Source organism: Streptomyces acidiscabies (genome assembly GCF_020010905.1).
Classification (GTDB): domain Bacteria; phylum Actinomycetota; class Actinomycetes; order Streptomycetales; family Streptomycetaceae; genus Streptomyces; species Streptomyces acidiscabies.
This window is the reverse complement of the sequence record NZ_JAGJBY010000002.1, coordinates 4,548,872-4,573,558: the sequence shown is the minus strand read 5'-3', so window position 1 is coordinate 4,573,558 and position 24,687 is coordinate 4,548,872. Positions and strand designations below refer to the sequence as shown.

The window sequence follows — 24,687 nt, the reverse complement described above, 5'->3', positions numbered from 1 at the left end:
ACGGTGGCGGGCCAGTCTGCGGGACGGCGTTCAGAGCCCGTCCGTGTGGGGTAGGGGGACGGGCCCTGCCGTCCGGGTTCAGAGCAGGGCTTCCGCGGTGATGGGCAGTTCGCGGACGCGGCGTCCGGTGGCGTGGAAGACCGCGTTGGCGATGGCCGGTGCCACACCGATCTGCACGAGCTCTCCGAGGCTCTTCACGCCGATGGGGGCGGCCTTGTAGTCCTCCCCGTCGAGGTAGACGGCCTTGAGGTCGGGGACGTCGGCGTTGACGGGCACGAGGTAGTCGGCGAGGTTGGCGTTGACGATCCGGCCGTCGCGGTGGTCGGTGACCGTGTGCTCCAGCAGAGCCGAGCCGATACCGCCCACCATGCCGCCGATGGCCTGGCTCTCGGCGAGCTTGGGGCTGATGATGCGCCCCGCGTCGTACACACCGAGCATCCGCCGCACCCGGACCAGTCCGAGCCGGGCGTCGACGGCGACCTCGGCGAACATCGCGGCGTACCCGTACATCGAGAACCGCCTCTCCTCCTCCGGCGTGTACGACCCGCGCGCCTCCAGGTGGGTGAGGTTGTTGCGGGCGATGAGCTGCCGGTAGGTCTCCCCACGCGCGGCGTCGCCCTGGACGTGCAGCCGTCCGCCGCGGACCACGACGGTGCCGGCCTCGACGCCGTGCAGCGGTGAGCGCTCGTCCTCGATCGCGAGTTTGACGGCCTGTTGCCGCAGCTTGTCGCAGGTGTCCTGAACGGCGGACCCCACACTGAGCATGGTCTGCGAGGCACCTTGGGGAGGGGCCGGCGGCATGCTGGAGTCGCCGAGCCGGAATTCGACGTTGCGTACGGCCAGACCCAGAGCGTCGGCCGCGACCTGGGTCATGGAGGTGTACGTGCCGGTGCCCGTGTCGTGGGTCGCTGACTGGAGCACCGCCGTGCCGTCCGCATCGAGTCTGACGTGGGCCTGTGCCTGTCCGCGGAAGACGTCGTAGCAGCCGGTGGCCACACCCGTGCCGATCAGCCAGTCGCCGTCCCGTGTGGACCGTGGCCTGGGGTTGCGCCGGTGCCAGTCGAATTCACGGGCGCCGACACGGAAGCACTCACTCAGTCGCCGGGTGGAGAAGGGCTGCTGCGTGGATGGGTCCTCGCCGGGTTCGTTGCGCAGCCGCAGCTCGATCGGATCGATGCCGAGCTTGTGGGCGAGTTCGTCCACGGCTGTCTCGATGACGAAGGCGGCGCTGCCGTAGCCGGGGCCGCGCATCCACTGGGGGGTGCTGACATCGAGTGGCACGATCCGGACGTTCTGGCTGACGTTGGGCACGGCGTAGAGCATCTGCCCGAGCGCCATGTTGGCCTCCCAGAACTGCTCGTAGCGGGAGGTCTCGTACTTCATCTCGTGGGTCATCGCGGTCAGCCGCCCGCGCCGGGTGCTGCCCAGGCTCAACTTGTACTCGTACGCGGGCCGGTAGCCCACCGTGAAGAACATCTGCCTGCGGGTCAGCGCGAGTTTCACCGGGCGGCCGATCTCTCGGGCGGCGAGGGCCGCGATGGTGACGTGCGGCCAGGCCCGCAAGGCGTTGCCGAAGGCACCGCCGATGAACGGCGAGAGGACGCGCACGTTCTCCTGCGGGATGCCGAACACGGCCGCTATTTCGTTCCGCGTGCCGATCACGTGCTGGGTCTTGTCCCACAGGGTGAGCTTGTCAGCGTCCCAGCGGGCGATAGTGGCCTGCGTCTCCATCGGATTGTGGTGGTTGCGCGCGAGCCGGTAGGTCATCTCCAGCCGGACGTCCGCGGAGCCCAGCGCTTCCTTCGCGTCGCCTCGCGCGTAAGGTCGCGCGAAGGGCGCGGGCCCGTCCACGGCCGGGCTGCGGGTCAGGTCGGTCGACGGCTGCTCGACGTCGTAGGAGACCTCGACCAGGTCGGCGGCATGCTGCGCTGCTTCCAGCGTGGTCGCCACCACGACGGCGACCGGCTGGCCGAAGAACCGGACGGCGTCGTCCTGGAAGACGCGCAGCCGCCGACCCGGAATGCGGTTTCCCGGGTTGTCGCGGTAGGCCAGCGTGGGCTTGTCGAGGTGGCTGATCACGCCGAGGACGCCGTGCTGGGCGCCGGCGGCGCTGGTGTCGATGCCGGTGATACGGCCGCGCCCGATGGTGCTGTCGACGACGACGGCGTGGACGACGCCGTCGATGTCGTGGTCTGCGGCGTACTTGGCCTGGCCGGTGACCTTCAGTCGTCCGTCGACCCGGGACAACGGTGCTCCGACGGCTGACTGCGGCTGCTTGCTCACTTGCCACCTCCCACGATGCGCAGCTGGCGCTCGACGGTCCGTTTCAGCAACTCGACTTTGAAGCGGTTGTGCTGGAGAGGCCGGGCTCCGTCCGCGGCCCGTTCGGCGGCCTGGGTCCACAGGGTGTCGGACGGCCGCTTCCCCATGAGCTGCCGCTCGACGGCGGTGAGTTTCCACGGCACGGTGCCCACGCCTCCGGCGGCCACCTTCGCCTCCTGGATGACTCCGTGACGGATGTGCAGGGCGACGGCCGCCGAGGTGAGCGCGAACTCGTAGGACTGCCGGTCACGCACCTTCAGGTAACCCGAGAGCAGCGGGCGGGGAAGGGACGGAAGCTCTACTCCGGTGATCAGCTCACCCTCGCCCAGGGCCTGTTCGCGGTTCGGCGTGCTGCCGGGCTTGAGCAGGAAGTCGGCGAAGGGCACGGTCCGCTCGCCTGCCGGTCCCCGCAGGTGCACGGTCGCTTCCAGGGCCGCGAAGACCACCGCGACGTCGGACGGGTGGGTGGCCACGCAGTCGTCGGAGGTGCCGAGGATGGCGTGGGTTCGGTTGACTCCGTGCAGGGCCGCACAGCCCGAGCCCGGTTTGCGCTTGTTGCACTCGGCGCTCACGTCACGGAAGTACGTGCAGCGGGTGCGCTGCATGATGTTGCCGCCGATGGTCGCCATGTTGCGCAGCTGCGCCGACGCGCTCAGCTCCAGCGCCTGGGAGATCACCGGGTACAGGGCGCGCACTCCCTGGTGGGCGGCGGCCTCGGACATGCGTACCAGGGCGCCGATGTGCAGGCCCCCGCGCCGGGTGACCGTGATCTCGCGCAAGGGCAGGGCGCTGATGTCCACCAGCGTGCGGGGGCGTTCGACGGTCTCGCGCATCAGATCGACCAGTGTGGTGCCGCCGGCGATGTAGCGGCCGCCGGCGCGGCCCGCGTCGAGGGCCTGCCGCGTGCCCGCGGCCTTGGTGTAGGAGAAGGGATGCATGGGAGCCGTGCCTCACTTCCGGTCGGCGGCGGTCTGCTCGACCGCGCGCACGATCTTCACGTAACAGCCGCAGCGGCAGATGTTGCCGCTCATGAACTCCCGGATTTCACCGGGTGAGCCGGTATGCCCCTCGTCGATGCAGCCGACACCGGACATGATCTGGCCGGAGGTGCAGTAGCCGCACTGGAAGGCGTCCTGGTCGATGAACGCCTGCTGCAGGGGGTGCAGGTGATCTCCCTTGGCCAGGCCCTCGATCGTGGTGACCTCGGCGGCCTCCAGTCGGACCGCCAGGGTCAGGCAGGAGTTCACCCGACGGCCGTCGACCAGGACGGTGCAGGCGCCGCAGGCACCGGCGTTGCAGCCCTTCTTCGAGCCGGTCAGGTTCAGGTGCTCGCGCAGCAGGTCCAGCAACGAGGTCCGGTTGTCGACCGTGACGGTGTGCCGCTTGCCGTTGACGGTCAGGGAGACACGGCTGCCGGGTGGCGCCTCGACGGCATCCGCGGACTCGGCACCGAACACGGACGGTCCGGCTACCACACCGCCCGCCATGACAGCACCGCCGACGGCGGTGGTGGTCGTGATGAACGTTCGCCGGGACGGAGCGGACGCGAATTCCCCGGTTGGCTGCTCGGGAGATCCCTCGGGGTGAGGAACAGTTGACTCGGGTGGCTGGGCAGACATGACCATTCTCTCGGTCGATGGGAGGCGGACGGCGGTACCAGCTGCCGTCATGTGGACGAATCGGCGTGCGGCCAGTCAGCACGGTTCATGTGCGGGTGGGGGCGTGGTGTTTCCCCGTAGTCGGTCATGCGGCGAATTCCGTGGGGACTCCGGTCGTGTGCGACGGCCACCCGGCAAGTGCTCCGGCGGCGCGTCGTGGGTGCAGAACGCCGTCGCGCGCGCCGATGCCTCGGTGCCCGTCGCGGTCGGGCCGCGTAGGGTGCTGCGCTCTGCTGTGCCGCAGATCGTCGAAGTCGGGGGGCGGATGCCCGGGGAGTGACGACCACCGCTGCTCGTTGTCGGCGGGCAGCCGTGCCTCGGCCCGGGGCCCCGGCAACTCGGGGTTCCCGTTGCCGCGGTGGCTGCCGAGGACCGGGAGAAGGCGGCGCGACAATGGGAGATCTCCTTGCTCGGTGCATGGACGACTGCTGCGGGTGAGCAGTCCCGCCGGGCGGCGTCGTGGTCTGCGTGTCCCGGCAGTGCCGGTCGAGCCGGCTCCGGGGGACACGGTTCACGCCGCGGCGGTCGGGTAACGCCCTCGGTCCCGGAGGAGCGCGGCGGCCGGCACTCATCACGCTCGGCATCCGCCTCACCAGGACTTCGACGAGGTGCAACATCCACTGTGCGGCACCCGGCGCGATACAACGAGCAGAAACTTTTGGGATGTCTCCGGTATGTATCACTGCCGTTCGTACGTCTGGCAGTAGCAGGCTGAGCGGTGCGGCGGCCACCCACGACTACGTGCGCAACGGCCCGGCCATCCTCTTCTCCGCTTTCGACGTCGCTACGGCGAGGTCGTCGGTGTCGCGCACCGCCTTAACCGGGCTGCTGCGAGACCGGTCCGCGCTGTCAGCGGACCACGACACGTGCCCTGCCGATATTCCCCACCTGAGCGAAGGGGGTCGCCGTGTCGCCTTCTCGCTGTGCCGTCGCCCTGAGCACGGGGAGGTACGTGCCCGGCTCGGGGTAGGTGAAGGTCTGTCGGATCTCGACGGTTGCGCGGGGCGGTCCGAACGGCTTCGCCGCGAAGTCGCCGGTGCCGGCGAAGTCCCACTCGGTGTGCACGACGCGGCCGGCGCCGGGCGGAACCTCGATGCGGGCCTTGAAGGTGACGGGCGTGCCGGCCCGCACCTCGATCCGGTCGGTGCCGTCGACGGTGAGATCGACGACGGGCTGGATTCCGCGGCGGTCTGCGGCGTGCTCCGGCACCGAAATCTGGCTGCCGGTCACGTCGTACGACGTCGTGCGCGCGGGTTTCACGCCCTTCTCCACCCAGGCGCTCACATCGCGCAGCGCCTGTTGCAGGATGCCGGTGAACTCGACGAGCCGGGCCGCACGGGCGCCGGTGACCGGGCCTTCGAGGTGGTCGGCGTTGTCGTTGTACCACAGGCGGAAGGCGTCCTCGTAACGCCCGCCCAGGGCTTCCCTCACCCGGGCGCGGTACCAGTCGCCGGGCCAGGGGTCGGCGTCGGTGTCGACGAGGTTGCCCACCACGATGACCTTGCCGGTGATCTTGCCGGTGTGGGTGCCGCCGCCACTGGTGGACTTGGAGATGAGGGGGCCCACCTGAAGGGCGCGCTGCGGATACAGCGGCTCTCCGTCGGGGCCCCGGTACTGGTCCCACGCGTAGAAGCCGGGGCGTGTCGGGACCTGGTAGCGGTGGTAGGCACGAAAGGCAATGGTCCACTTGTTGTCGAGGCGCAGCCCGACCCCGGCGTCGAGGGCAGCGAGTGTCTTGGGGTCGTTGCCGCTCGCGAGGGTGACGACGCGCGTCGCCGGGTCGAGGGAAGCCTGCAGCGTCCCGATGACCGTCGTACCGTCGCCGCCGACCACGGTGAAGTCGAGTCCCGTCGTGTCCACCTGCACCGGGGCAGCGGCGAGAACCAGGCTCGTGGGCGTGTTCCCAGCGTCCCGGTCGACCTTCTGGACCGTGGTCAGCAGGTCGATCCGGGCGCCACGGACGATGTCGCCGAGAGCTGACTTCTCGGTACCGAGGTAGCCCGGCTTGCTCCAGAAGTCGTCGGCGTAGGCCGGGTCCATGGCGCGCAGCACGGCCGTGAATCCGAGAAGCCCGTCCGGCGCCGACAGCCCGAGTACGTAGGCGGAGTCCTCCCACGCACGCAGGGGAACGCCGAACTCCGTGGTCTCGCGCAGCATGGCCCGTTCCACGCCGTTGAGCCCCTCGAAGGGCTTGCCGCTGCCGCCGGGCCGCACCGCGTCGGCGATCCGGGGCGCCTTGTCCCGCAGCACGAGCCGTGCCAGGGCCCGGACGGTGAAACTGCTCGGGACGGAGTACGGCGTGCCGGGGATGAAGGGCACCGCGCCGTCCCACACGCCCTCGGTGTTCTCGATGGCGCCGATGGTCTGGTACGAGCCGCCGCTGCCGCCCCAGATGTAGCCGTGGATCTTTTTCGACGAGCCGTAGTACTTCGCCGCGTACGTGCGGGAGAACTTGGCCGCGGCGGCGTCCGCACGGTATCCGGTGCCGCCGTTGGTCTGTACGACGTAGGCGCCGCTGTCGACGCCGAAGGCGATGTCCTGGTCGACGGCGTTCTCGTCCGTCAGCGGGTACACCTTGTGGAAGAAGCGGCTCTGCCACTGCCCCTTCGGCGGCAGGTACAGATTGAACTTCTTGTCGGTGCCGTCGAAGTGGCCCGAGACCTTGCGGTGCGGTACCGGTGAGGTCAGCTCGCTCTCGCTGTCGATCACGGGTCGGTCGTACGTCGGGTCGTCGCAGCCCGGGGTGACCCACATCGGTCCGCCGCCGACGAGTGCCGCGCACTGCGGGCGGGACGCGCCCGATGCGCCGGGGACCGATATCGCCGATGTTCCGAGGACCATCACGGCACCGACCGTCGTGTTGCGGACGAAGCGGCGCCTCGTCAGCGTGTTGTCCTGGGCCGGCTCGGGCCTCTCGCCGGCGTTTGCTCCCTGTGTGTTCACGAGGTCCCCTTGAGGTCGGAAAGCTCCGCGGTGTCTGCCTGCAACCGCCTTGCGCGGCGCAGACGCTGCTTCTTCGGATCCGCCACCGGCGCCGCCGTCTGCAGCTTGCGGGTGTACGGGTGCTGCGGGTCGGCCGCTACGTCGTGGGCCTTGCCCATCTCGACGATGCGGCCCTGGTGGAGGACGGCGATGCGGTCGCTCACCTCGTTCACGACGCCGAGGTCGTGGCTGATGAACAGGTAGGCCACGCTCGTCTCCCGCTGGATGTCCTTCAGGAGGGTGAGGACGCGTGCCTGGGTGGTGACGTCGAGGGCGCTGGTGGGTTCGTCGCAGATGATGACCGACGGCTGAAGGGCGAGGGCGCGGGCGATGGCGACGCGCTGCCGTTGGCCGCCGGAGAACTCGCGCGGATACCTGTCGCCGGAGTCGGCCGGGAGGCCCACGGCGTCCAGCAGGTCCCGCACACGTGCCCGGCCGCCTGCCATGCCGGCCGCGACAAGCGGTTCGACGAGGATGCTCTCGACCGTCATCGACGGGTTCAGCGAGGAGTACGGGTCCTGGAAGATGACCTGGAGGTCTCGGGCGACTTCGCGCCGGCGAGCCCGGGAGATGTTGCTGACGGTCTGGCCCCGGAAGGTGATCGTGCCGGCCGTGACCGGTGCGAGCCCGAGGACCGCGCGGCCGATGGTCGTCTTGCCCGACCCCGACTCGCCGACCAGGCTCAGGGTCTCCCCGGGACTCAGGTGGAAGGAGACATCGTCGATCACCGTGGCTCCGGTGCCCCGCCGTCCGCCGTAACGGACGATGAGGTTGTCGACCTTCAGGACCGGCTCCGTCAGTACCGGCTCCGCCACTTCACACCTCCGCGATCTCGACACGGCGTGCCGAGGAGAGCAGTTCCCGCGTGTACGCCTCCGCCGGGCACTCGAACAGCCCGTCCACGTCCTGGCGCTCCACGATGTGACCGTCCCGCATCACGCTGACCGTGTCGCAGATGTCCGCGACGACGCCCAGGTTGTGGGTCACGAGGACGACGGCCAGTCCCCGTTCGTCGCGCAGCTCACGCAGCAGGTCCAGGACATCGGCCTGCACGGTCACGTCCAGGGCGGTGGTCGGTTCGTCCGCCACGATCACGTCGGGGTCGGAGGCCACCGCGCCGCAGATGAGCACACGCTGCGCCATGCCGCCGGAGATCTCGTGCGGATACTGCCCGAAGACCCGGTCCGGGTTCTTGATGCCGACGCGCGCCAGCAGCTTCAGCAGTTCCCGTTCCGCTTCCCGTGTCGAGATCTTCTTGACCGCGCGCAGGCCGTGCGTAAGCTGCGCGCCGACGGTGAAGCAGGGGTCGAGGTTCGACATGGGTTCCTGTGGAATGTAGGCGATGCGCCGGCCCCGGGCCTCGCGCAGCCTCCGTTCGTCGGCCAGCAGGTCCTGACCGTCCAGGAGGACGCTGCCGCCGAGGACGACCGCCTCGCGGGGCAGGATGCCCAGGACCGAGAACGCGATCTGAGACTTGCCCGAGCCGGATTCGCCGACCAGGCCGTGGATCTCGCCGCGCCGTACGTCGAGGTCGACGCCGTGCACGACCTCGCGCACCCCGTCCTCGCCGTCCGGATAGCCGATGCGCAGACCGCGGACCGACAGCACCGCCTCGACGGCGGGAGCAGCCGCCCCTTCCGAGGCCGCCCGCCCACGCTCTTCCCGCGCCCGCCGGACGAGTCCGCGACGCCGCCGCGGGGACAGCGTCCGGCTGTGCGCCGACGACTGGAGGATGTCGCGCAGTGCGTTGCCGAGCAGGACGAGCGCCAGGACGGTCAAGGTGATGAGGAGGGCGGGCCAGAGCACGCCGGGCCTGTTGTTGTAGATGTTGCCGAACGCCTCCTGGAGCACCCCGCCCCAGGACGCCTTGTCCGGGTCGCTCAGGCCGATGAAGCCCATACCGGCCTCGATGCTGATCGCCGAGGCAAGGACGAACGAGCTCTGGACGATGATCGGCGCGCGTACGGCCCACAGCACATGGCGTCCGACGATCCGCAGGTCGGAGAGTCCGACCACCTTGGCCGCGTCCACGTAGAGTTCGCCGCGGACCCCGAGGACGACGGACCTGACCAGGCGGAAGTACGTGGGTGCGACGATGAGCCCGTAGGCGGCCATGGTGGCGACGATGTTCGACCCGGTGCGGGCGTACAGCGCGATGATCAGCACGATGCCCGGCATCGACATGACCACGTCGGAGAACCAGCTCGACACCGCGTCGGTCCTGCCCCGGTAGAAGCCTGCGGCGAGGCCGCTGGTCACGCCGGTCACCAGGGATACGGCGAGCACCACCAGGCAGGCGATCATCGTCTGCCTGGTGCCGTACATCAGCCGCGACAGGATGTCCCGTCCGGTCGAGTCCGCTCCGAGGAGGTGACCGGAGGAGAACGGGGAGGCGTCCACCGCGCTGAGGTCGGTCACGTTCTGCCCGTGGGGGGCCAGCCAGGAGCTGGACAGACCCAGGAACACCACGAAGAGGAGGAAGACGACGCAGAGGACGGCCTGCGGGTGGGTCAGCAGCCGCCGCAGAAGTGAGCGTCCCTTGGTGGCCGGCTGCCCCAGACCGGACGGCTCCAGGGTGGGAGTCGTGGTCATCGCGTCCTCGCTTTCGGGTTGACCGCCGCCGTCACCAGGTCACCCAGCAGGTTCACGACGAGCACGATCACGATCGTCACCAGCACGCACCCCATCACCATGGGAACGTCGCCTCGTTGGGCGGAGCCGTTGCTCAACTCGCCCAGGCCCGGCAGCGCGAACACCTGCTCGATGAAGACGGCGCCGCCGATGAGCCCGAGAGTCTGCAGGCTCAGGACGGTCAGACCGGGACCCGCGGCGTTGCGCAGCACGTGGCGGAAGACCACCTTGGACTCCGGAATCCCGCGCGCCCGCAGGGTGCGGACGAAGTCCTGGGAGAGGGTGTCGAGAATCGCTCCGCGGAACTGCGCGGCGGAGTTGGCGATGGCTCCCGCGAGAAGGGCGAGCACCGGAAGCGTGACCGATCCGATCCATCCGGTGGGGCTCTGGTCCGGTGAGACGTACCCAGTGGCAGGGAAAGCCCTGACGGAGACCGCGAAGGCGAAGACCAGGCCGATCGCGACGATGAAGGGCGGTACGGCGGCTCCCACGACCGACAGGAACTGCACCACCCGGTCGATCCACCCGCCGCGGACGGCGGCGGCGACACCGATCAGGACACTCGCCACCACCGTCAGCAGCATAGTGAGCACGATCAGGGTGAGTGTTACCGGTACCCGGGACGACAGGGCCGACGAGACGGACTGCCCCGTGAAGAAGGAGTCCCCGAAGTCGCCGGTGACGACTCCTTTGAGCCAGTCCCCGTACTGCACGAGAAGCGGTCTGTCCAGGCCGAGCTCGACCACCTCGGCCCGGACGGTGGCATCGGTGGCTTGTGTGCCCAGCACGGCCCGGGCGATGCCCGGACCGTTGCCGTACATCAGTGTGAAGGTCGCGAAGCTGACCAGCAGCAGTACGGCCACTGCGCGTATCAGCTTCCTCAGTACAGATACCAACACCCGTGGCTCCAATCGCTCATGCCAGCAGGGGCTACTGGAAGTCCCAGAGCTGCGGGTGCAGGCCGGAAGGGTCGGTCGACTCGTTGATCTTGACCTTGGGGTTGGAGGCGTAGATCGTGCCCGTGTCCACCATGGGCACGAACCATGCCTGGTCGATGACATACCGGTTGAGGGCCTGCTGATCCTTGGCGGACTGCTCCGAGGTCTCGCCGGCGATCTTCTTCCAGAGCTCGTTCACCGTTGCGTCCTGCTGGTGCTTGACGTTCCAGATGCCGTCCGGCAGGACGTAGTCGGAGATGTCCTGCCGGGAGTCTGCGTAGTTCCCGAGCGCCCACATGGGCACCGGGTACTTGCCGCTGAGCAGATCCCCGATGGCGTTCGGCCCGGACAGGGTCACCTGCTTGACCTTGATGTTGATCAGCCCCAGCTGTTGCTTGACCACCGGCATCAGCGCGTCGAGGCCCTGGCCCTGCAAGTAGGGCATCTCCAAGGTGAATCCGTTGGCGTATCCCGCCTTCGCCATGAGCGCCTTCGCGGCGGTCACGTCGTAGGGGTAGGGATCCTTGAGGTCATCGATACGAGCCTCGGTGCCGGCACGGAAGATCTGCGCGGTCGGGGAGGCCAGGCCGCGGTAGAGGTTCTTGGCGATGGCGTCCTTGTCGAACACCCTGTTCATCGCCCGGCGCACGTCCACCTTCCCCAGCGCCGGGACCTGCTTGCCCAGGTGGTCCGTGATCAGCAGACGGGTGACCTCGCTCTTCTGCCACTGGACCTTCAGCCCGGCCGCCTCGGCCTGGCTGTAGGTCGCCTGCGTGATGAGCGAGCCGTCGATCTGCCCGGTCTTGAGCGCGTTGATCGCCGCCGTCTCGCTGGTGATCACCTTGATGACGAGCTTCTTGTACGGGAAGCGCTTGGAATCCCAGTACGCGTCGTTCTTGGTGAAGGCGTACACCGAACCGGCGGTCGTCGCCGACGCATCCAGCGTGTACGGGCCCGAGCCGACCGGCGCCTTGTTCGTCCGGCCGCTCGCGAGGAACTCGGGGCTGCCCAGGCGCACCTCGCACAACCGCGCGGTGAGCAGGGGGTTCGGCTTCGACAGGGTGATCTTCACGGTCGACTTGTCGGGTGTGGTGACCTTCATGTCCGCGAAGCGGGCGGCGCTGCCGCCGTGCTTCTTCGCGTACTCGAAGTTCGCCTTGACCGCGGCCGCGTCGACCGGGCTGCCGTCCGAGAACTTCATCCCCGACCGCAGACGGGCCGTGACGCCCATGTTGTTCGGCGCGAACGACCACGACGTCGCCACATCCGGTTCCGGCTGACCGTTCACGCCACAGCGCATGAGGCCGTCGTACACCGCCGACGCCGCCCAGCCCTGGTAGGAGGGCTGGCCCGTCGGGTCCCAGCCCTGGATGTCCTGCGTCATGCCGAGAGTGAGCGTGGTCCTGGCCCCGCCCTGGCCCCCGGAGGTGGTGCCCGCGTTGGTGCAGCCGGTGAGGGCTGCGAGACCGGCAAGGCTCATGGTCGTGGTCACTGCGAGAGCGGATCGAGTGGTGCGCCGCATCGGGACTCCTTGGGATGCGAAGGAAGTGCGGCCCTGGCAGCTGCCGGCCGGAGGAGAGATGTCGCGGGCGCCCAGAAGAAGGAGCGCGAACCGGACGAAGTGATGTGTACAACGTTCTACGTCGCAACGTACGGAGGGCGCGAGAATCAGTCAAGGGAACGCACGGACCCTCTCAGGTAACAGTTCCGCAACGCGCCCGTAGCCTCGTCTTTCAGATTAACCGCCGGCCACCCATCTGACGTGCCATTACCTCTTCCGGGCCGACCGAGCCTCGGCTGTCGGCACACCGGCCGGCGTTCGGCATGACACCGGCCCTTCACCACCCGTTCAAGACAGGCAGTGCACCGTTGCACACAACGCCCCGCGTCCTGCGTCCATGGCCCTCACCTGCGCCGCGAGGGCACCGCGCTGGTGGCACGCACGACCAGGCGTGGCGCCACGACGTAGTGAACCGGCCGAGTGCGGCCAGTCAGCCGCTCCAGCAGCAGCCGGGCGCTCATCTGGCCGGTCAGGTGGCCGGACTGGTCGATCGTGGTGAGGGCGACCCGGCCGATCGCCGAGGCGTTGATGTTGTCGTAGCCCGTCACGGTGAGGTCCTCGGGAACCCGCAGGCCGCGCTCCTCCGCCGCCCGCAGGACACCGACGGCCGCGATGTCGGCCCCCGCGAAGATCGCGGTCGGCGGACTCGGCCGGTCGAGGGCCTCTACCGCCGCCAGAAATCCGCCCTCTTCCGTATAGGAGGTCTCGATGACGTCCGGTTCCAGGCCATGCCGTTTCATGGCGGCCACGTAGCCGTCACGGCGTGCCGTGTGCGAGAGGACGAAGGGCCTCTCCAGGCTCCCCGTGGGATGGCTGGTGTGCACGATGCTCCGGTGCCCCAGGCCCACCAGGTGGTCCACCATGAGCCGGGCGCCGCCGCGGTCGTCGTCGACAACGGTGTCGAAGTGGACGGCACCACCGTGTCGCGCCACCACCACGGCCGGAAGCTCCGCGCCGAGCTGCTCCAGCCAGTCCGTGCCGATCTCCGGCGTGATGATCACAAGTCCGTCGACCTGCCGGTCCGCCAGGGCCTCGATGCTTCGCTGCTGGCGCGGGGCGGCGAGCCCCCCGGTGATCAGGATCTCCTGGTACGGGCCGGGCTCCAGCTCGTCCGTGATGCCTTCGACGATCTCCGGCTGGAAGGGGTGCGAGAGCGCCGCGAGCATCACGCCGACGGTGTAGGAGCGGCCGCGCATGGCGCGCGCACCTGCTTGGGGGCGGTATCCCAGCCGTTCGATGGCCTCGGTGACCTTGGCCCGCATCTCGGGGCTGACGCCATAGGCGTCGCGGAGAACCTTCGACACGGCGGAGATCGAGACGCGCGCGTCCTTCGCCACGTCCTGGATCGTCACGCGTCGAGTACCGGAGGATCGCGACCTGTCCGCGGCCTGTACGACTTTCGGCTGCGTCTGCCGCTCGCCTGAACTGTTCATGTCGCCCCGCGGGCCGGCGTCAGCAGAGCTGTTGTCCATTCACGCCATGCTACAAGCGCATCTGTAGATCGCTGCCTCACGGATCGGTGCCCTTCGACGCGTCACCAGGTCCTTGACATGGGTTCGGGGCGCTCCATACGCTCCCATTCGTAGAACGTTGCACACAACCGGCTTGTCACGCCACCCCATCAGAGGCGTGCGGGCGTTCCCGAGCAGAGCGCATGATCATCCGCTTCGGGCCCGGTCACCAAGCGCATGAGACATCTGGAGACCCGCATGGTCGTGGCTGCCGCCCCCTCCCCGCCTCGCTTCGAACACTTCACCGACGCTTCTCCGGTACGCGGCGTCGGAACCGGCTCTCCCCGTCTGTCCTGGTCGGTCCCCCACGCGGACTTCGGCTACGAGCAGACCGCGTACGAGGTCGAGGTGACCCTGGGCGGGACCGCCGAGAGGTACCGGGTCGACAGCACCGAGCAGATTCTCGTGCCCTGGCCCGCACGGCCGCTGGCGTCCCGGGAGTTCGCGGCCGTACGCGTGCGCGTCGCCCACAAGGAGGAGTGGAGCCACTGGAGCGGACGCGCCGTAGTGGAGACGGGCCTCCTCGAGAGAGGGGACTGGACCGCTTCCTTCATCAGCCCGGTCGGTGTCGGCGGACTGCACATGCCGGCGCCCGTGCTCTCCGGCACCCTCCATGTGCCCGGCGATGTGCACAAGGCCCGCCTGTACGTCACCGCGCACGGCCTGTACGCCGGCACGGTCAACAGTCTGCGGGTCGGGGACGCCGTGCTCACCCCTGGCTGGACGGCGTACGCCCACCGGCTCCGCTATCACACGCACGACGTGACGGAGCTGGTGCGCAGCGGCGACAACACGCTGGACGTCCTGCTGGGCAACGGCTGGTACCGGGGCCGCCTCGGCTTCCGCGGCGAGCGAGCGCAGTACGGCGACCGACTCGCGCTGCTGGCCCAGCTCGAGGTCACGACCACCGACGGCCAGGTGCACGTCCTGGCCACGGACGGCTCCTGGACGGCCCGCGAGAGCGAGGTCCTGACCGATGACCTCTACGACGGCCAGCGCACCGATCTGCGCCGCCGGGGCCGTGACTGGCGCCCTGCCACCGGCTCGGTGGAGGTGGTGGAAAGTGACCTGAACCGGCTCGTCGCACCGGAGGGACCACCCATCCGGGTCGCCCACATGCTGTCGGCCCAGAAGGTGTGGACCTCCCCCACCGGACGCACCCTGGTCGACTTCGGGCAGAACGCCGTGGGGTGGGTGCGACTGCGCGTCCGTGGCCTGGCGGCCGGCAGCGAGGTCGTCGTCCGGCACGCCGAGGTGCTGGAGCACGGGGAGCTCGGCACCCGGCCCCTGCGCACGGCCGGGGCGACCGACAGCTACCTCGTGGCGGGCACCAGCGAGGAGGAGCTCGAACCCTTGCTCACCTTCCACGGCTTCCGGTACGCGGAGGTGTCCGGGGTCCCCGGTCTGCGCCCCGAGGACATCGAGGCCGTCGTGATCTCGTCGGACCTGCGGCGCACAGGCTGGTTCCGCTCCTCCCACGCACTGTTGAACCGGTTCCACGAGAACGTGGTGTGGGGCACTCGCGGCAACTTCGTCGACGTGCCCACCGACTGCCCCCAGCGGGATGAGCGGCTCGGCTGGACCGGTGACATCCAGATCTTCACGCCGACCGCGGCCTTCCTCTTCGACGTCGGCGGTTTCCTCAACTCCTGGCTGGCAGACCTCGCCGCCGAACAGCGGCCGGACGGCTCGGTGCCCTTCGTGATTCCGGACGTCCTGCACGACGCCTCGCCGGCCGCGGCCGCCTGGGGAGACGCCGCCGTGGTGGTCCCGTGGGCGCTGTATCAGCGCACCGGCGACCAAGGCGTGCTGGAGCGCCAGCTGCCCAGTATGCGCGCCTGGGTCGACAAGGCGGCGTCCCTGGCCGGGCCGGACCGGCTGTGGACCGGCGGTTTCCAGTTCGGCGACTGGCTCGACCCGTCCGCGCCTCCGGATGCGCCGGGCCGCGGCAAGGCGGACCCCGACGTGGTCGCCACCGCACATCTGGCGCACTCAGCCCAGCTGGTGGCCGAGGCCGCCCGAGTGCTGGGTCGGCAGGACGAGGCCGACCGGTACGCGACACTGGCGGAGGAGGTACGGCGGGCCTTCAACCGCGCCTACGTCACCTCCACCGGCCGTGTCCTGTCCGACGCGCCGACCGCGTACGCCCTCGCGATCGCCTGGGACCTGCTGCCCGACGCGGCGCAGCGCGAGCGGGCCGGTCAGCGGCTCGCCGACCTGATACGCGCCGGCGGTTTCCGGATCAGCACCGGCTTCGTGGGAACCCCCCTGATCACCGATGCGCTGTCGGCCACCGGTCACGTCGACGTCGCCTACCGCCTGCTGCTGCAGACCGGCTGCCCGTCGTGGCTGTACCCGGTCACCATGGGGGCGACGACCGTGTGGGAACGCTGGGACAGCATGTTGCCCGACGGCAGCATCAACCCCGGTGAGATGACCTCGTTCAACCACTACGCGCTCGGCGCTGTCGCGGACTGGATGCACCGCCAGGTGGCTGGTCTCGCCCCGGCCGCGCCCGGCTACCGCAAGATACTGGTGCGACCGCGCCCATGGGGAGCGCTCACCTCCGCGTCGGCGCGGCACCTCACCCCGTACGGAGAGGCCGACGTCGACTGGGAGCGGGCCGACGGCGAGTTCCGGCTGGACGTGCGGGTGCCGGTGGGAGCGTCCGCCGAGGTGCATCTGCCCGGTGGTGCAGATCCGATCCTGGTGGGCCAGGGCTGGCACCAGTGGGTGGTGCCCGATCCCGCCGGGCCGTCGGCCGGGCCGCGGGCCGACCGCACGGTCCGTGACGTGCTGGATGATCCCGGTGTCTGGGCGGCGGTGGTCGGCGCCGCGGTGGAGACCGGGCTGGCTCCGCGGGGCGAGACCCAGGTGGCGGCAGCGCTCGCCGGCCGGCTCGACGCTCCGGCGGCCGAGATCGCCGAGGCACTCGTTCCGCAGGATCCGCATCCCGGCGCGGAGACCTTCCACCGGGCCGTGCACACGATCCTGGATCCGGTTCGGCGGTCCTTCCTCTCGGATGGGATCGAACGTGTCTGACCGGGAAGCCGTACCGACCCCCGAGGAACTCCTCGTGGACCTGCCCAACCCCCTGGTCCCGGGTTTCAACCCGGACCCCAGCTGCGTCCTCGTCGACGGCACGTACTACATGGTCACTTCGTCGTTCGAGTACCTGCCGGCGCTGCCGGTCTACCGGAGCACCGACTTCGTCGCCTGGGAGCACATCGGCAACGTCGCCCCTCGCCAGGAGCAGGTCCGGCTCGCGCGCACCCCTTCGAACGCGGGCGTGTGGGCTCCCACCATCCGGTACCACGAGGGGCACTTCCACGTCATCGTCACCGTGACCGCCAGTCCGCGTGGCTGCGTCGTGTTCACCGCGGCCGACCCGGCGGGCCAGTGGAGCGACGGAGTCTCCCTCGACGGCATCCACGGCATCGACCCCGACCTCGCGTGGGACGAGCACGGCACCGCGTACGTCACCTTCAGCGGCCTGCACCTGGACGGCGTCCGGGTGGTGTCGAACCGGGGCATCCTCCAGGCGAGGGTCGACCTGGTGACGGGCAGGATGCTGGAGGAGCCACGCGAGCTGTGGTCCGGCACGGGCCTGGTCGCGCCCGAGGCGCCGCATCTCTACCACCGTGGCGGCCAGTGGTATCTACTGATCGCCGAGGGCGGCACCGGCTACGGGCACTCGGTGAGCGTCGCGCGCGGCCCTGGCATCGAAGGGCCCTTCGAGGGCGCCCCTCACAACCCGGTCCTCAGTGCCTCCGGCACCGCCCGGCCCGTCCAGTGCACCGGCCATGCCGACCTGGTCCGGGGGCCGCACGGCGAGGACCTGCTCGTACTGCTCGGCACCCGGACGGCGGGACGCACCTCCCCACTGGGCCGGGAGACCTATGTGACCACCGTGGAGTGGGCCGACGGCTGGCCGTACGCGGCTCCCGTTCCCCTCGCCCCGCGTACCGAACCGCTCGACGAGCACTTCGTATTCACCGATCCGGCGGCCCTGGCGGATCCCGGCTGGCTGGCGGTGGGCCGGGCACTGGAGTCGGTGGCATCCCTCGGGCGGCGCCCCGGCCATCTCACCCTCAGCGCGGAGTCAGGGGGCATCGACGCCTTCCGTCCGGACTTCGTAGGTCGCCGTCAGCGCCATGTGACCAGTGTCGTGGAGACCCGGATCGCCCCGGCCGACGGCCGTGGCGGACTCGGTATCCGTCTGGAGGAGGAGTCCACCATCGCTCTGGTCGCCGAGCGGGCACCGGCCGGGAACGGGATCCGGATCACGGCCCGGGCGGCACTGCCGACGCTGGTCAGCACCTGGAGCACCGAGGTGGCCGGCGACGAGGTCGTGCTCCGTATCGCCACCGAGGCTCCCGAGGAGGGCAGGGCGCCCTGGCTGCCGTCCGGCGACACCATCCGGCTCGGCGTCGTGGATGCCGGGGGCGTCGAGACACGGCTGGCCGAGTGCGACGGCCGGTTCTGGTCGGTGGAGACCGCTGTGCCCTTCACCGGCCGTGTCACCGGCATGTTCGCCGAGCACGGCACTGTGCACTTCGCCGACTTCAGCTACCACGGGGAGGGCGGCACATGACCGGCAACATCCCGGTCCGTGCCACGCCGGCAGGCCGCTCCGGCTGGCCGAAGACGCGACGGCGACCGGTCTCATCGCCGACGACGCCGAGGCCCTCGTCGCTTGGACCACACCCCCACTTCGGCCACCGGCCGACCGTGACCAGCCGACGTCACGGCCGAGGCCGGGGCACATGGGTCAGCACCCCACCCGCGTCCCCGTCAGACAGAAAGGCCACCATGACGGGCATACCCTTCAACGCCGACTGGTCGGTGAAGCCGAAGGTCAGCGGCTTCACCGACCTCATGGGCAAAGACACCGCCGCGCGACCCGTCACGCTCCCGCACGACGCCATTCTGTCGCTGCCGCGCTCCGCCACGGACAGCGAAGGGCCCTCCACCGGGTAGTCCGTCGGCACCCCTGCGCGCCCTCGACGACAAAGGCCGCCCGACTGCCCTGCGTGCCCTCAGAGCTCGCACGACGCCATGGCCGTCCAGTACATCGTCCGTGCGGCGCTCCTCGGCCGGCCTCGCAGGACCTTGCGACCACCGTCCCACGAGGCCGGGCCCCCGACGCCCGATCCCGGTCGAACCTCAGGAGTTCCAGATGCCCTACGGACCCCGATCCGTTCTCGCCGATGTACTGCGCAACCCGCAGGCCGCGTCCGTGATCCGCACGTACATGCCCGGCGTCGAGAACGAACCGATGCGGGCAACCCTCCTGCGGGGACGCCTGGAGCTGGTGACCGCCATGGTGCGGCCCCTCCGGGTCGACCCCGTCGCCCGCGAGGCCTTCTACGCCGAGTTGGCGGCGGTGGAGGAGACGGCGGTCGAGGAGCCGCCCGCCGAGCTGGAGGTGGTGCCGTCCCCCGACTACGAGTCCGCCGACGTGCCGACCGGCAGCGCCCGGCTCGTCCAGCGCAGCACGGTCCGGCAGTGGCGGGCGTTCGAGCTGGAACTGCACGGCCCGGCACACGGAAACCCGTTCACCGAGGTCGATCTACGGGCCGATTTCCGGCTCGGGGAGCGGACGCTGACCGCGTACGGCTTCTACGACGGTGACGGGGTGTACCGGATCCGGTTCATGCCGGACGAGGAAGGCGACTGGTCCTTCCGGACGTTGAGCAACGCCCGCTCGCTGGACGGGATCACGGGCGGCTTCACCTGTGATGCGGCGGGTCCTGACGACCACGGTCCGGTCCGAGTGCACGACCGCTTCCACTTCCGCCACGCCGACGGCACCCGGATCCTCCCGCTGGGGACCACCGCCTACGCCTGGACCAACCAGGGTGACGACCTGGAGAAGCAGACCCTGCAGACCTTGGCGGACAGCCCGTTCAACAAGATCAGAATGTGCGTCCTGCCCAAGTCGTTCGTCCACAGCACGAACGAGCCGCCCCGCTATCCCTTCGAGGGCTCGCCGGAGACCGGCTGGGATTTCCAGCGACCCGACCCCGCCTACTTCCGCCACCTCGAGCAGCGCATCGAGCAGCTCGGCGACCTGGGCGTCGAGGCCGACCTCATCCTGTTCCATCCCTACGACCGCTGGGGCTTCTCGGACATGGGTCCGGCCGCCGACAACCGGTATCTGCGCTACGTGGTCGCCCGGCTCTGCGCCCACGCCAACGTCTGGTGGTCGCTCGCCAATGAATACGACTGCATGTTCTCCAAGGACGCCGCCCACTGGCCCCGCTCCGCTGCCGTGATCCGCGAACGGGACCCCCACGATCACCTCATGAGCGTGCACAACTGGATGGAGCTCTACGAAAACGGTGCCTACTGGGTCACCCACTCCAGCATCCAGCGCGGTCCCGAGGACACCCGTGCCTGGCGCGAGCAGTGGGGCAAGCCCGTCACCCTCGACGAGATGGGTTACGAAGGGAACATCGACGCGGGCTGGGGCAACCTCACACCCCAGGAGATGGTCCGCCTCTGCTGGGACGGTGTGGTCCGCGGCGGATACGTCACCCACGGGGAGTGCTACCTGGCCGACGGCGACGTCCTGTGGTGGGCGAAGGGCGGCACTCTGAAGGGTGACAGCACACCCCGCCTGGAGTTCCTGCGGACGATCCTGGAGCAGACCCCCCAGGACGCCGGCATCGACCCGCTGCCTTCGGAGTCCGACTTCCCAGCCGGCGGGGTCGAGGGCCGCTACCACCTCACCTACTTCGGCGCGGCGCAGCCCGGTGCTCGCTCCTTCACACTCCGACCGGGAACCACCTACCGGGCCGAGATCATCGACACCTGGAACATGACGGTCACCGAGCTGCCCGGCACCTATGAGGGCGAGTTCACCCTCACGCTGCCGGGGCGACCGTACATCGCGGTCCGACTGAGGGCTGTGGACGACAGGAGCGAGTGACGTCACTACAGGAAATGGGCCGCGGCCACCAGGACCGGCCCGGCGGATCCAGAGCCGGCTCCTCGTCCACAAGCGCAGCCGTCTGCTCTTCGGGGATGAACAGCAGGCCACGGCCTGAGTCCGGCTGCGGGCCGCGGCCGGACGCAGAGGCCGGCGCGGGGTGTGCAGCGGGTCCGGTGTCGGTGCGTGTCCCGCTTACTTGGCGTAGTTGTAGACGGTGGCCCGGGACACGCCGAGCAGGTCCGCGATGGTCTGTGCGGCCTCTCGGTGATCGAAGTAGCCCTCGCCCTGCAGCTTCCGTACGAGCGCCTTCTTGTTGTCCCGGCTCAGCGACCGGGGAGTGGCGCCGCGCTCCGCGGCCAGCGCCTCCACCGTCCGGCGCAGCTCGCGCATGTTGCGGTCCCGCAGGTTCTCCAGTGGCTGCTCACGGTGCTCGACGTCGGTGGCCACGAGGTTCGACAACGCCAGCGTCACGGGCGACAGAACGGATACATCAAGGTTCAGGCACAGGGCCGCGACGTACCGGCCCTCGGCGTTCTTGATGCCGATCGACGTGCTCTTCACCGGCCGACCGTCGGGAAATTGGTTGGGATAGTTCTGGATGACGCTCGGGTAGCGGGGATCCTCGATGCGTGCCAGGCCCAGCTCCGTAGCCGAATCCCCAACCTTCCGGCCGGAAAGGTTGTTCTCGATCACCCGGATCGCTTGCTGCGGATCCCGCAGATCGTGCAGCACCACCTCGCACAGCCCGGGAAACATACGGCCCAACGCCACAGCGATCTTCTCCGCTTCGCGGATGAGATGCTCATCGGCCTCGTCCGAAGCGGCGGCACGGGGGCCCTTGGTGTCGTTCTGCGGCCCGCCAGTCACGGGGTGCTCCATGAACCGCCTCCTCATGAACTGGACTGGCATTCAATCTTTGGACAGGAATGCTAAGGCGTTCTCCGAGCCGTGTCCAACCCCGCCCACGCGAGCGGTCACACCTAGGGGGTACGAGCAGACCGGGCTCCGAACCATCGGCACCCGTGAGCACGTCGACCAGGAACCGGCAGGGATGAGCCGGACGTGAACAGTCACCTTCGGGTGCGTCTTCCAAGTCACGACGGCCGTTGAGGCGGTCAGGAAGCAGCGGCTAGGCAACGGCACGAGGCAGGCCCCCCACACGTCATCGACGAGCTTGCCGTTACAGTGATGCCGCCCCTGTCCACCGCGCCGGAGCCCACCTTGCCGAACCTGTCCCACCTCGAGGAGATCTTCTCCGACGAGGGTGACGGCGCCGTCAGCCCCGTGCGATCGCCCGGCTGGCAAAGCAACGTCTCGCCGCAGGGACTCACGGTGACCTTGATCGCCGACTACACGTTCCCCGTCCGGGCGTGGTTACCGTCGGCGGCGATCGTGGCATTGCTCGGTGAGTTCGACGTGACCGCGGGCGCCGCCCGTACGACGATCAGCAGGCTGATGCGCCGTGGGGTGCTGGAGAGCAGCCGCCAAGGACGGTATACCTCCTACCGGCTGACACGGGAGGCCGCCGTCGACCTGTGGAGCGGCGCCAGCTCGATCGCCACCTTCACCACCCAACCCGACTCATGGGACGGTCGGTGGACACTGATCGCCTTCTCCGTCCCGGAACAGGAGAGCACGCGGCGGCGCGCACTGCGCACCGCGCTGCGCTGGCGCGGATTCGCGCCGCTGTACGACGCGCTCTGGGTGTCGCCGCACCCGCTGACCCCCAAGGGGCGGATCGAGGTGGCCGACCTGGCGCGGGGAGCGGTGACTGTATTCCGCGCGCGGCAGGAGGAACTGGACACGGAGGCCGACCGCAACCCGGTCCAGGCGTGGGACCTGCCCGGCATTACCGAGCACTATCAGGCTTTCATCGATCGTTGGAGCGGCTTGCTTGCACACATCAGCGCCGACCGCGTCACCGGTGCCGATGCGGTGCGCGCACGGACCGAGGTCATGCACGCCTACCGCCATTTCCCCATTCTGGACCCGCTGCTCCCCATCGGGCTTCTGCCGCCGGGCTGGCCACGGTCACGGGCGCGGGAAGTCTGCGTCGCAGTGTACGACGGTCTACTCCAGCCGGCCCAGGACCACGTCCGCTCCGTGGCAACCCGATTCGCGCAGGGACCTCACCCCGACATCAGGGCCCATACGATCGCCGGCATGAGTGCGGGTATCGGCCACAGCTGACGGCGGGCCGCCGCGAGTGTGATCGGGCGGGCCCCGAAGACGTCACACCGTGCCTCCTGCGCCTGCGATCTGTCGAATGTGCGTCGAAGACAACAGAGTTGAGCGCCAATGATTGACAGATCGGCACCCGATCGGGAATGTACCTGTTGAAAGACATGTGGGAACGCTCCCAGAGGCGTAGCGCACGACGAGCGGAAGGAGAGGCACCCCTGCGCCGTTTCCGCGGAATCGACACCTCCTGTCAGCTAGGTGAGCGGGTGGGCGCCAAGGAACTGCTCCCTCAACGAGTCACGGTCCGGCCAGTGTTCAGCGGCTAGCCACGTCTCTTCGGGCAGGGCCACACCACGCCGATGACCACCACGGGCAGGACCGGAACGTCCTCCACCGTGCGCGATTCACCGACCCGACCACCCTCACCACCAACTCCCCCCACCACCTAGGTCAGTCTCACCGCCGCGGTATCACCCACGCCTCTCCCCGGCACCTGACCGAACAGCGCTCCGCACCCCCCACCAGGAGTCTTCATGACCATGCAACGGCGTAGTTTCGTGATGCTGAGCGCAGCCGGAGCCGCGAGCGTGGGCCGCGCCAGGGTCCTGCGCACGCACGGCGACCGGGACGGAACGTGCCCGATCTCCTCCGCCCGCCAGGCGTACCGAGAACTGACCGCTGCCATGGAGTTCCTCACCTTTCGCGGCGCCAACCACAGCAACCGTTTCGGCGACTCCCGCATCGTCAACACCTTCGTGGACTGGACGCGGTGGAGTCTGTACGGCGACTCCGCGGCCCGCGACCGCCTTCGCGCCGACGCCACCTCCCCCACGACCACCTGGGAATCCGCCCTGAATTGAGGAGCAACCACGCACGGCCCGGGTGCGTGCGTCTGCCGTGCTCGCCGTGCATCCGGGCCGTGCAGGACGCGTGGCCACCCACGGACACCCGTGAGGTCAGCCGCTGCGCAATCGACTGTGCTCGTTTCCACACCGGCGTGGACGCCACCGCCCGAACAGCCTGCGGTTCCGGCCGCTCCCACACGCACAGATGGATCCGCTTGAGGGCCCGACGCCCTCAAGGACGCAGGAGAGGAAAGCTCATGGTTTCACTAAGGACTGTCCCGTAAATGATCTTCGAGCTGTCTCGGGCGTGGTTGGCCGTCGTGCGGGCCGCTCGTCTATCCGGCGAGGGCGAGGTTGTGTATCCGGGCGATGCCGAGCATGGCGTGGTGGACGCCATCGCCTTTGAGGCGGCAGTCGCGGAGGATCTTCCAGGTCTTCATGCGGGCGAAGACGTGCTCGACGCGGGCGCGGACCTGCTTGTGGGACTTGTTGTGTGCTTCCTTCCAGTCCGGAAGGTCTTCGCCCTTGCGCCGGCGGTGGGGCATGACGAGCCCGGTCCCGGGATAGCCGCCGTCGGCGATCGTCATGGTCTTGCCGACAGCGGCTTTGGCGCCGGATTCCTCCCACGCCTTGCAGTCGTTGCGGTTTCCGGCGAGAGGCCGGCCCACCACGACGACCAGGCGGGTGTCGGCGTCGATGACGACCTGATGGTTGGTCGAGTACCGGTAGTTCTTGGACTGCTCCGCGACCGTGTGGTCCCGGGTGGGGACCAGGGTGCCGTCCACGATGAGCACGGTGTCCTTGGCGAACCGCTTGCGGGGCTGGAGCGCGAGCATCGGCCCGAGGTGGTCGATGATGCGGTCGGCTGCCGACTTGGACACCCCGAAGAGCGGGGCGAGCTGGCGCATCGTCAAGTTCGTGCGCCAGTACGCCGCGACCAGCAGAGCCCGGTCCTCCAGCGGGAGGCTCCACGGCCGGCCCTTGCGGACCGCATCCGCACCTTCGCGCCGCAGTACGGTCACCAGCTTGCCGAACAGGCGGGGGCTCAGCCCGGTGAACGGGGCTATCCAGGACGGCTCCGACGCCGTGATCACACCAGACACATCAAGATCATCTCACCC

Annotated in this window: 18 protein-coding genes; 6 read left to right on the top strand and 12 right to left on the bottom strand. The window is 69.3% G+C overall.

The genetic code is table 11. From position 1 onward, the window contains the following. Positions 1 to 78: 78 nt before the first annotated feature. From J8M50_RS46300 to J8M50_RS46255, 10 genes are all read right to left on the bottom strand, one after another. Positions 79 to 2,283, bottom strand: a complete 2,205-nt coding sequence (locus J8M50_RS46300) for a xanthine dehydrogenase family protein molybdopterin-binding subunit (protein ID WP_010360793.1) — start codon at positions 2,281 to 2,283, stop codon at positions 79 to 81. Continuing rightward, entirely contained in the window at positions 2,280 to 3,260 is a 981-nt protein-coding gene (locus J8M50_RS46295; protein ID WP_010360794.1) for an FAD binding domain-containing protein, read from the bottom strand. The genes J8M50_RS46300 and J8M50_RS46295 overlap by 4 nt, the downstream gene beginning before the upstream one ends. 12 nt (positions 3,261 to 3,272) lie before the next feature. Next, the gene (locus J8M50_RS46290) at positions 3,273 to 3,941 is read right to left on the bottom strand and encodes a (2Fe-2S)-binding protein (protein WP_029184717.1); all 669 of its coding nucleotides are present in this window, start codon (positions 3,939 to 3,941) and stop codon (positions 3,273 to 3,275) included. A gap of 124 nt (positions 3,942 to 4,065) precedes the next feature. Then, positions 4,066 to 4,374: a hypothetical protein gene (locus J8M50_RS46285; RefSeq protein ID WP_178865683.1), complete on the bottom strand. Its 309-nt coding sequence runs from the start codon at positions 4,372 to 4,374 to the stop codon at positions 4,066 to 4,068. A 455-nt stretch (positions 4,375 to 4,829) separates the two neighbouring features. Further along, positions 4,830 to 6,923 (bottom strand): PKD domain-containing protein, encoded by a 2,094-nt coding sequence (locus J8M50_RS46280; protein WP_010360797.1) that lies wholly within the window; start codon positions 6,921 to 6,923, stop codon positions 4,830 to 4,832. Continuing rightward, positions 6,920 to 7,777 carry an ABC transporter ATP-binding protein gene (locus tag J8M50_RS46275; protein ID WP_010360799.1) on the bottom strand — a complete coding sequence of 286 codons (858 nt, stop codon included), beginning with the start codon at positions 7,775 to 7,777 and terminating at the stop codon, positions 6,920 to 6,922. The genes J8M50_RS46280 and J8M50_RS46275 overlap by 4 nt, the downstream gene beginning before the upstream one ends. Position 7,778: 1 nt before the next feature. Next, a complete protein-coding gene (locus tag J8M50_RS46270; RefSeq protein ID WP_010360801.1) occupies positions 7,779 to 9,554 on the bottom strand; it encodes a dipeptide/oligopeptide/nickel ABC transporter permease/ATP-binding protein in 1,776 nt (591 codons plus the stop codon). Beyond that, on the bottom strand, positions 9,551 to 10,492 hold the full coding sequence (locus J8M50_RS46265; RefSeq protein ID WP_029184718.1) for an ABC transporter permease: 942 nt from the start codon (positions 10,490 to 10,492) through the stop codon (positions 9,551 to 9,553). Before J8M50_RS46265 ends, J8M50_RS46270 begins: the two co-directional genes overlap by 4 nt. A gap of 31 nt (positions 10,493 to 10,523) precedes the next feature. Continuing rightward, on the bottom strand, positions 10,524 to 12,023 hold the full coding sequence (locus tag J8M50_RS46260; RefSeq protein WP_029184719.1) for an ABC transporter substrate-binding protein: 1,500 nt from the start codon (positions 12,021 to 12,023) through the stop codon (positions 10,524 to 10,526). 413 nt (positions 12,024 to 12,436) lie between these two features. After that, positions 12,437 to 13,444, bottom strand: coding sequence for a LacI family DNA-binding transcriptional regulator (locus J8M50_RS46255; protein ID WP_010360806.1), 1,008 nt, complete (start codon positions 13,442 to 13,444; stop codon positions 12,437 to 12,439). Between the two features lie 357 nt (positions 13,445 to 13,801). On the opposite strand from J8M50_RS46255, the gene J8M50_RS46250 reads away from it, so the two are divergent. From J8M50_RS46250 to J8M50_RS46235, 4 genes are all read left to right on the top strand, one after another. Then, positions 13,802 to 16,645, top strand: a complete 2,844-nt coding sequence (locus J8M50_RS46250) for a family 78 glycoside hydrolase catalytic domain (protein WP_010360808.1) — start codon at positions 13,802 to 13,804, stop codon at positions 16,643 to 16,645. Continuing rightward, complete coding sequence (locus J8M50_RS46245) at positions 16,638 to 18,197, top strand: glycoside hydrolase family 43 protein (protein WP_010360809.1); 1,560 nt, start codon at positions 16,638 to 16,640, stop codon at positions 18,195 to 18,197. Before J8M50_RS46250 ends, J8M50_RS46245 begins: the two co-directional genes overlap by 8 nt. A gap of 218 nt (positions 18,198 to 18,415) precedes the next feature. Next, positions 18,416 to 18,583, top strand: coding sequence for a hypothetical protein (locus tag J8M50_RS46240; RefSeq protein ID WP_010360810.1), 168 nt, complete (start codon positions 18,416 to 18,418; stop codon positions 18,581 to 18,583). Positions 18,584 to 18,782: 199 nt separating this feature from the next. Next, complete coding sequence (locus tag J8M50_RS46235; RefSeq protein ID WP_010360813.1) at positions 18,783 to 20,537, top strand: DUF5605 domain-containing protein; 1,755 nt, start codon at positions 18,783 to 18,785, stop codon at positions 20,535 to 20,537. 195 nt (positions 20,538 to 20,732) lie between these two features. Here J8M50_RS46235 and J8M50_RS46230 read toward each other — a convergent pair whose 3' ends face one another. Continuing rightward, complete coding sequence (locus J8M50_RS46230) at positions 20,733 to 21,419, bottom strand: helix-turn-helix transcriptional regulator (protein WP_010360814.1); 687 nt, start codon at positions 21,417 to 21,419, stop codon at positions 20,733 to 20,735. 342 nt (positions 21,420 to 21,761) lie between these two features. Here J8M50_RS46230 and J8M50_RS46225 point away from each other — a divergent pair, with 342 nt between their 5' ends. Together J8M50_RS46225 and J8M50_RS46220 are read left to right on the top strand one after the other, a co-directional pair. After that, positions 21,762 to 22,730, top strand: a complete 969-nt coding sequence (locus tag J8M50_RS46225) for a PaaX family transcriptional regulator (protein ID WP_029184721.1) — start codon at positions 21,762 to 21,764, stop codon at positions 22,728 to 22,730. A 524-nt stretch (positions 22,731 to 23,254) separates the two neighbouring features. After that, a complete protein-coding gene (locus tag J8M50_RS46220) occupies positions 23,255 to 23,581 on the top strand; it encodes an alpha/beta hydrolase (protein ID WP_010360818.1) in 327 nt (108 codons plus the stop codon). Positions 23,582 to 23,901: 320 nt separating this feature from the next. Here the strand turns inward: J8M50_RS46220 and J8M50_RS46215 are convergent, their stop codons facing one another. Further along, complete coding sequence (locus J8M50_RS46215; protein ID WP_029183378.1) at positions 23,902 to 24,669, bottom strand: IS5/IS1182 family transposase; 768 nt, start codon at positions 24,667 to 24,669, stop codon at positions 23,902 to 23,904. Positions 24,670 to 24,687 lie beyond the last annotated feature (18 nt).

Excerpts from the sequence above, each read along its gene's own strand:
- J8M50_RS46295 (WP_010360794.1), bottom strand. The coding sequence starts at position 3,260 with ATGCATCCCTTCTCCTACACCAAGGCCGCGGGCACGCGGCAGGCCCTC.
- J8M50_RS46290 (WP_029184717.1), bottom strand. The coding sequence starts at position 3,941 with ATGTCTGCCCAGCCACCCGAGTCAACTGTTCCTCACCCCGAGGGATCT.
- J8M50_RS46270 (WP_010360801.1), bottom strand. The coding sequence starts at position 9,554 with ATGACCACGACTCCCACCCTGGAGCCGTCCGGTCTGGGGCAGCCGGCC.
- J8M50_RS46250 (WP_010360808.1), top strand. The coding sequence starts at position 13,802 with ATGGTCGTGGCTGCCGCCCCCTCCCCGCCTCGCTTCGAACACTTCACC.
- J8M50_RS46240 (WP_010360810.1), top strand. The coding sequence starts at position 18,416 with ATGACGGGCATACCCTTCAACGCCGACTGGTCGGTGAAGCCGAAGGTC.
- J8M50_RS46235 (WP_010360813.1), top strand. The coding sequence starts at position 18,783 with ATGCCCTACGGACCCCGATCCGTTCTCGCCGATGTACTGCGCAACCCG.
- J8M50_RS46230 (WP_010360814.1), bottom strand. The coding sequence starts at position 21,419 with ATGGAGCACCCCGTGACTGGCGGGCCGCAGAACGACACCAAGGGCCCC.
- J8M50_RS46220 (WP_010360818.1), top strand. The coding sequence starts at position 23,255 with ATGACCATGCAACGGCGTAGTTTCGTGATGCTGAGCGCAGCCGGAGCC.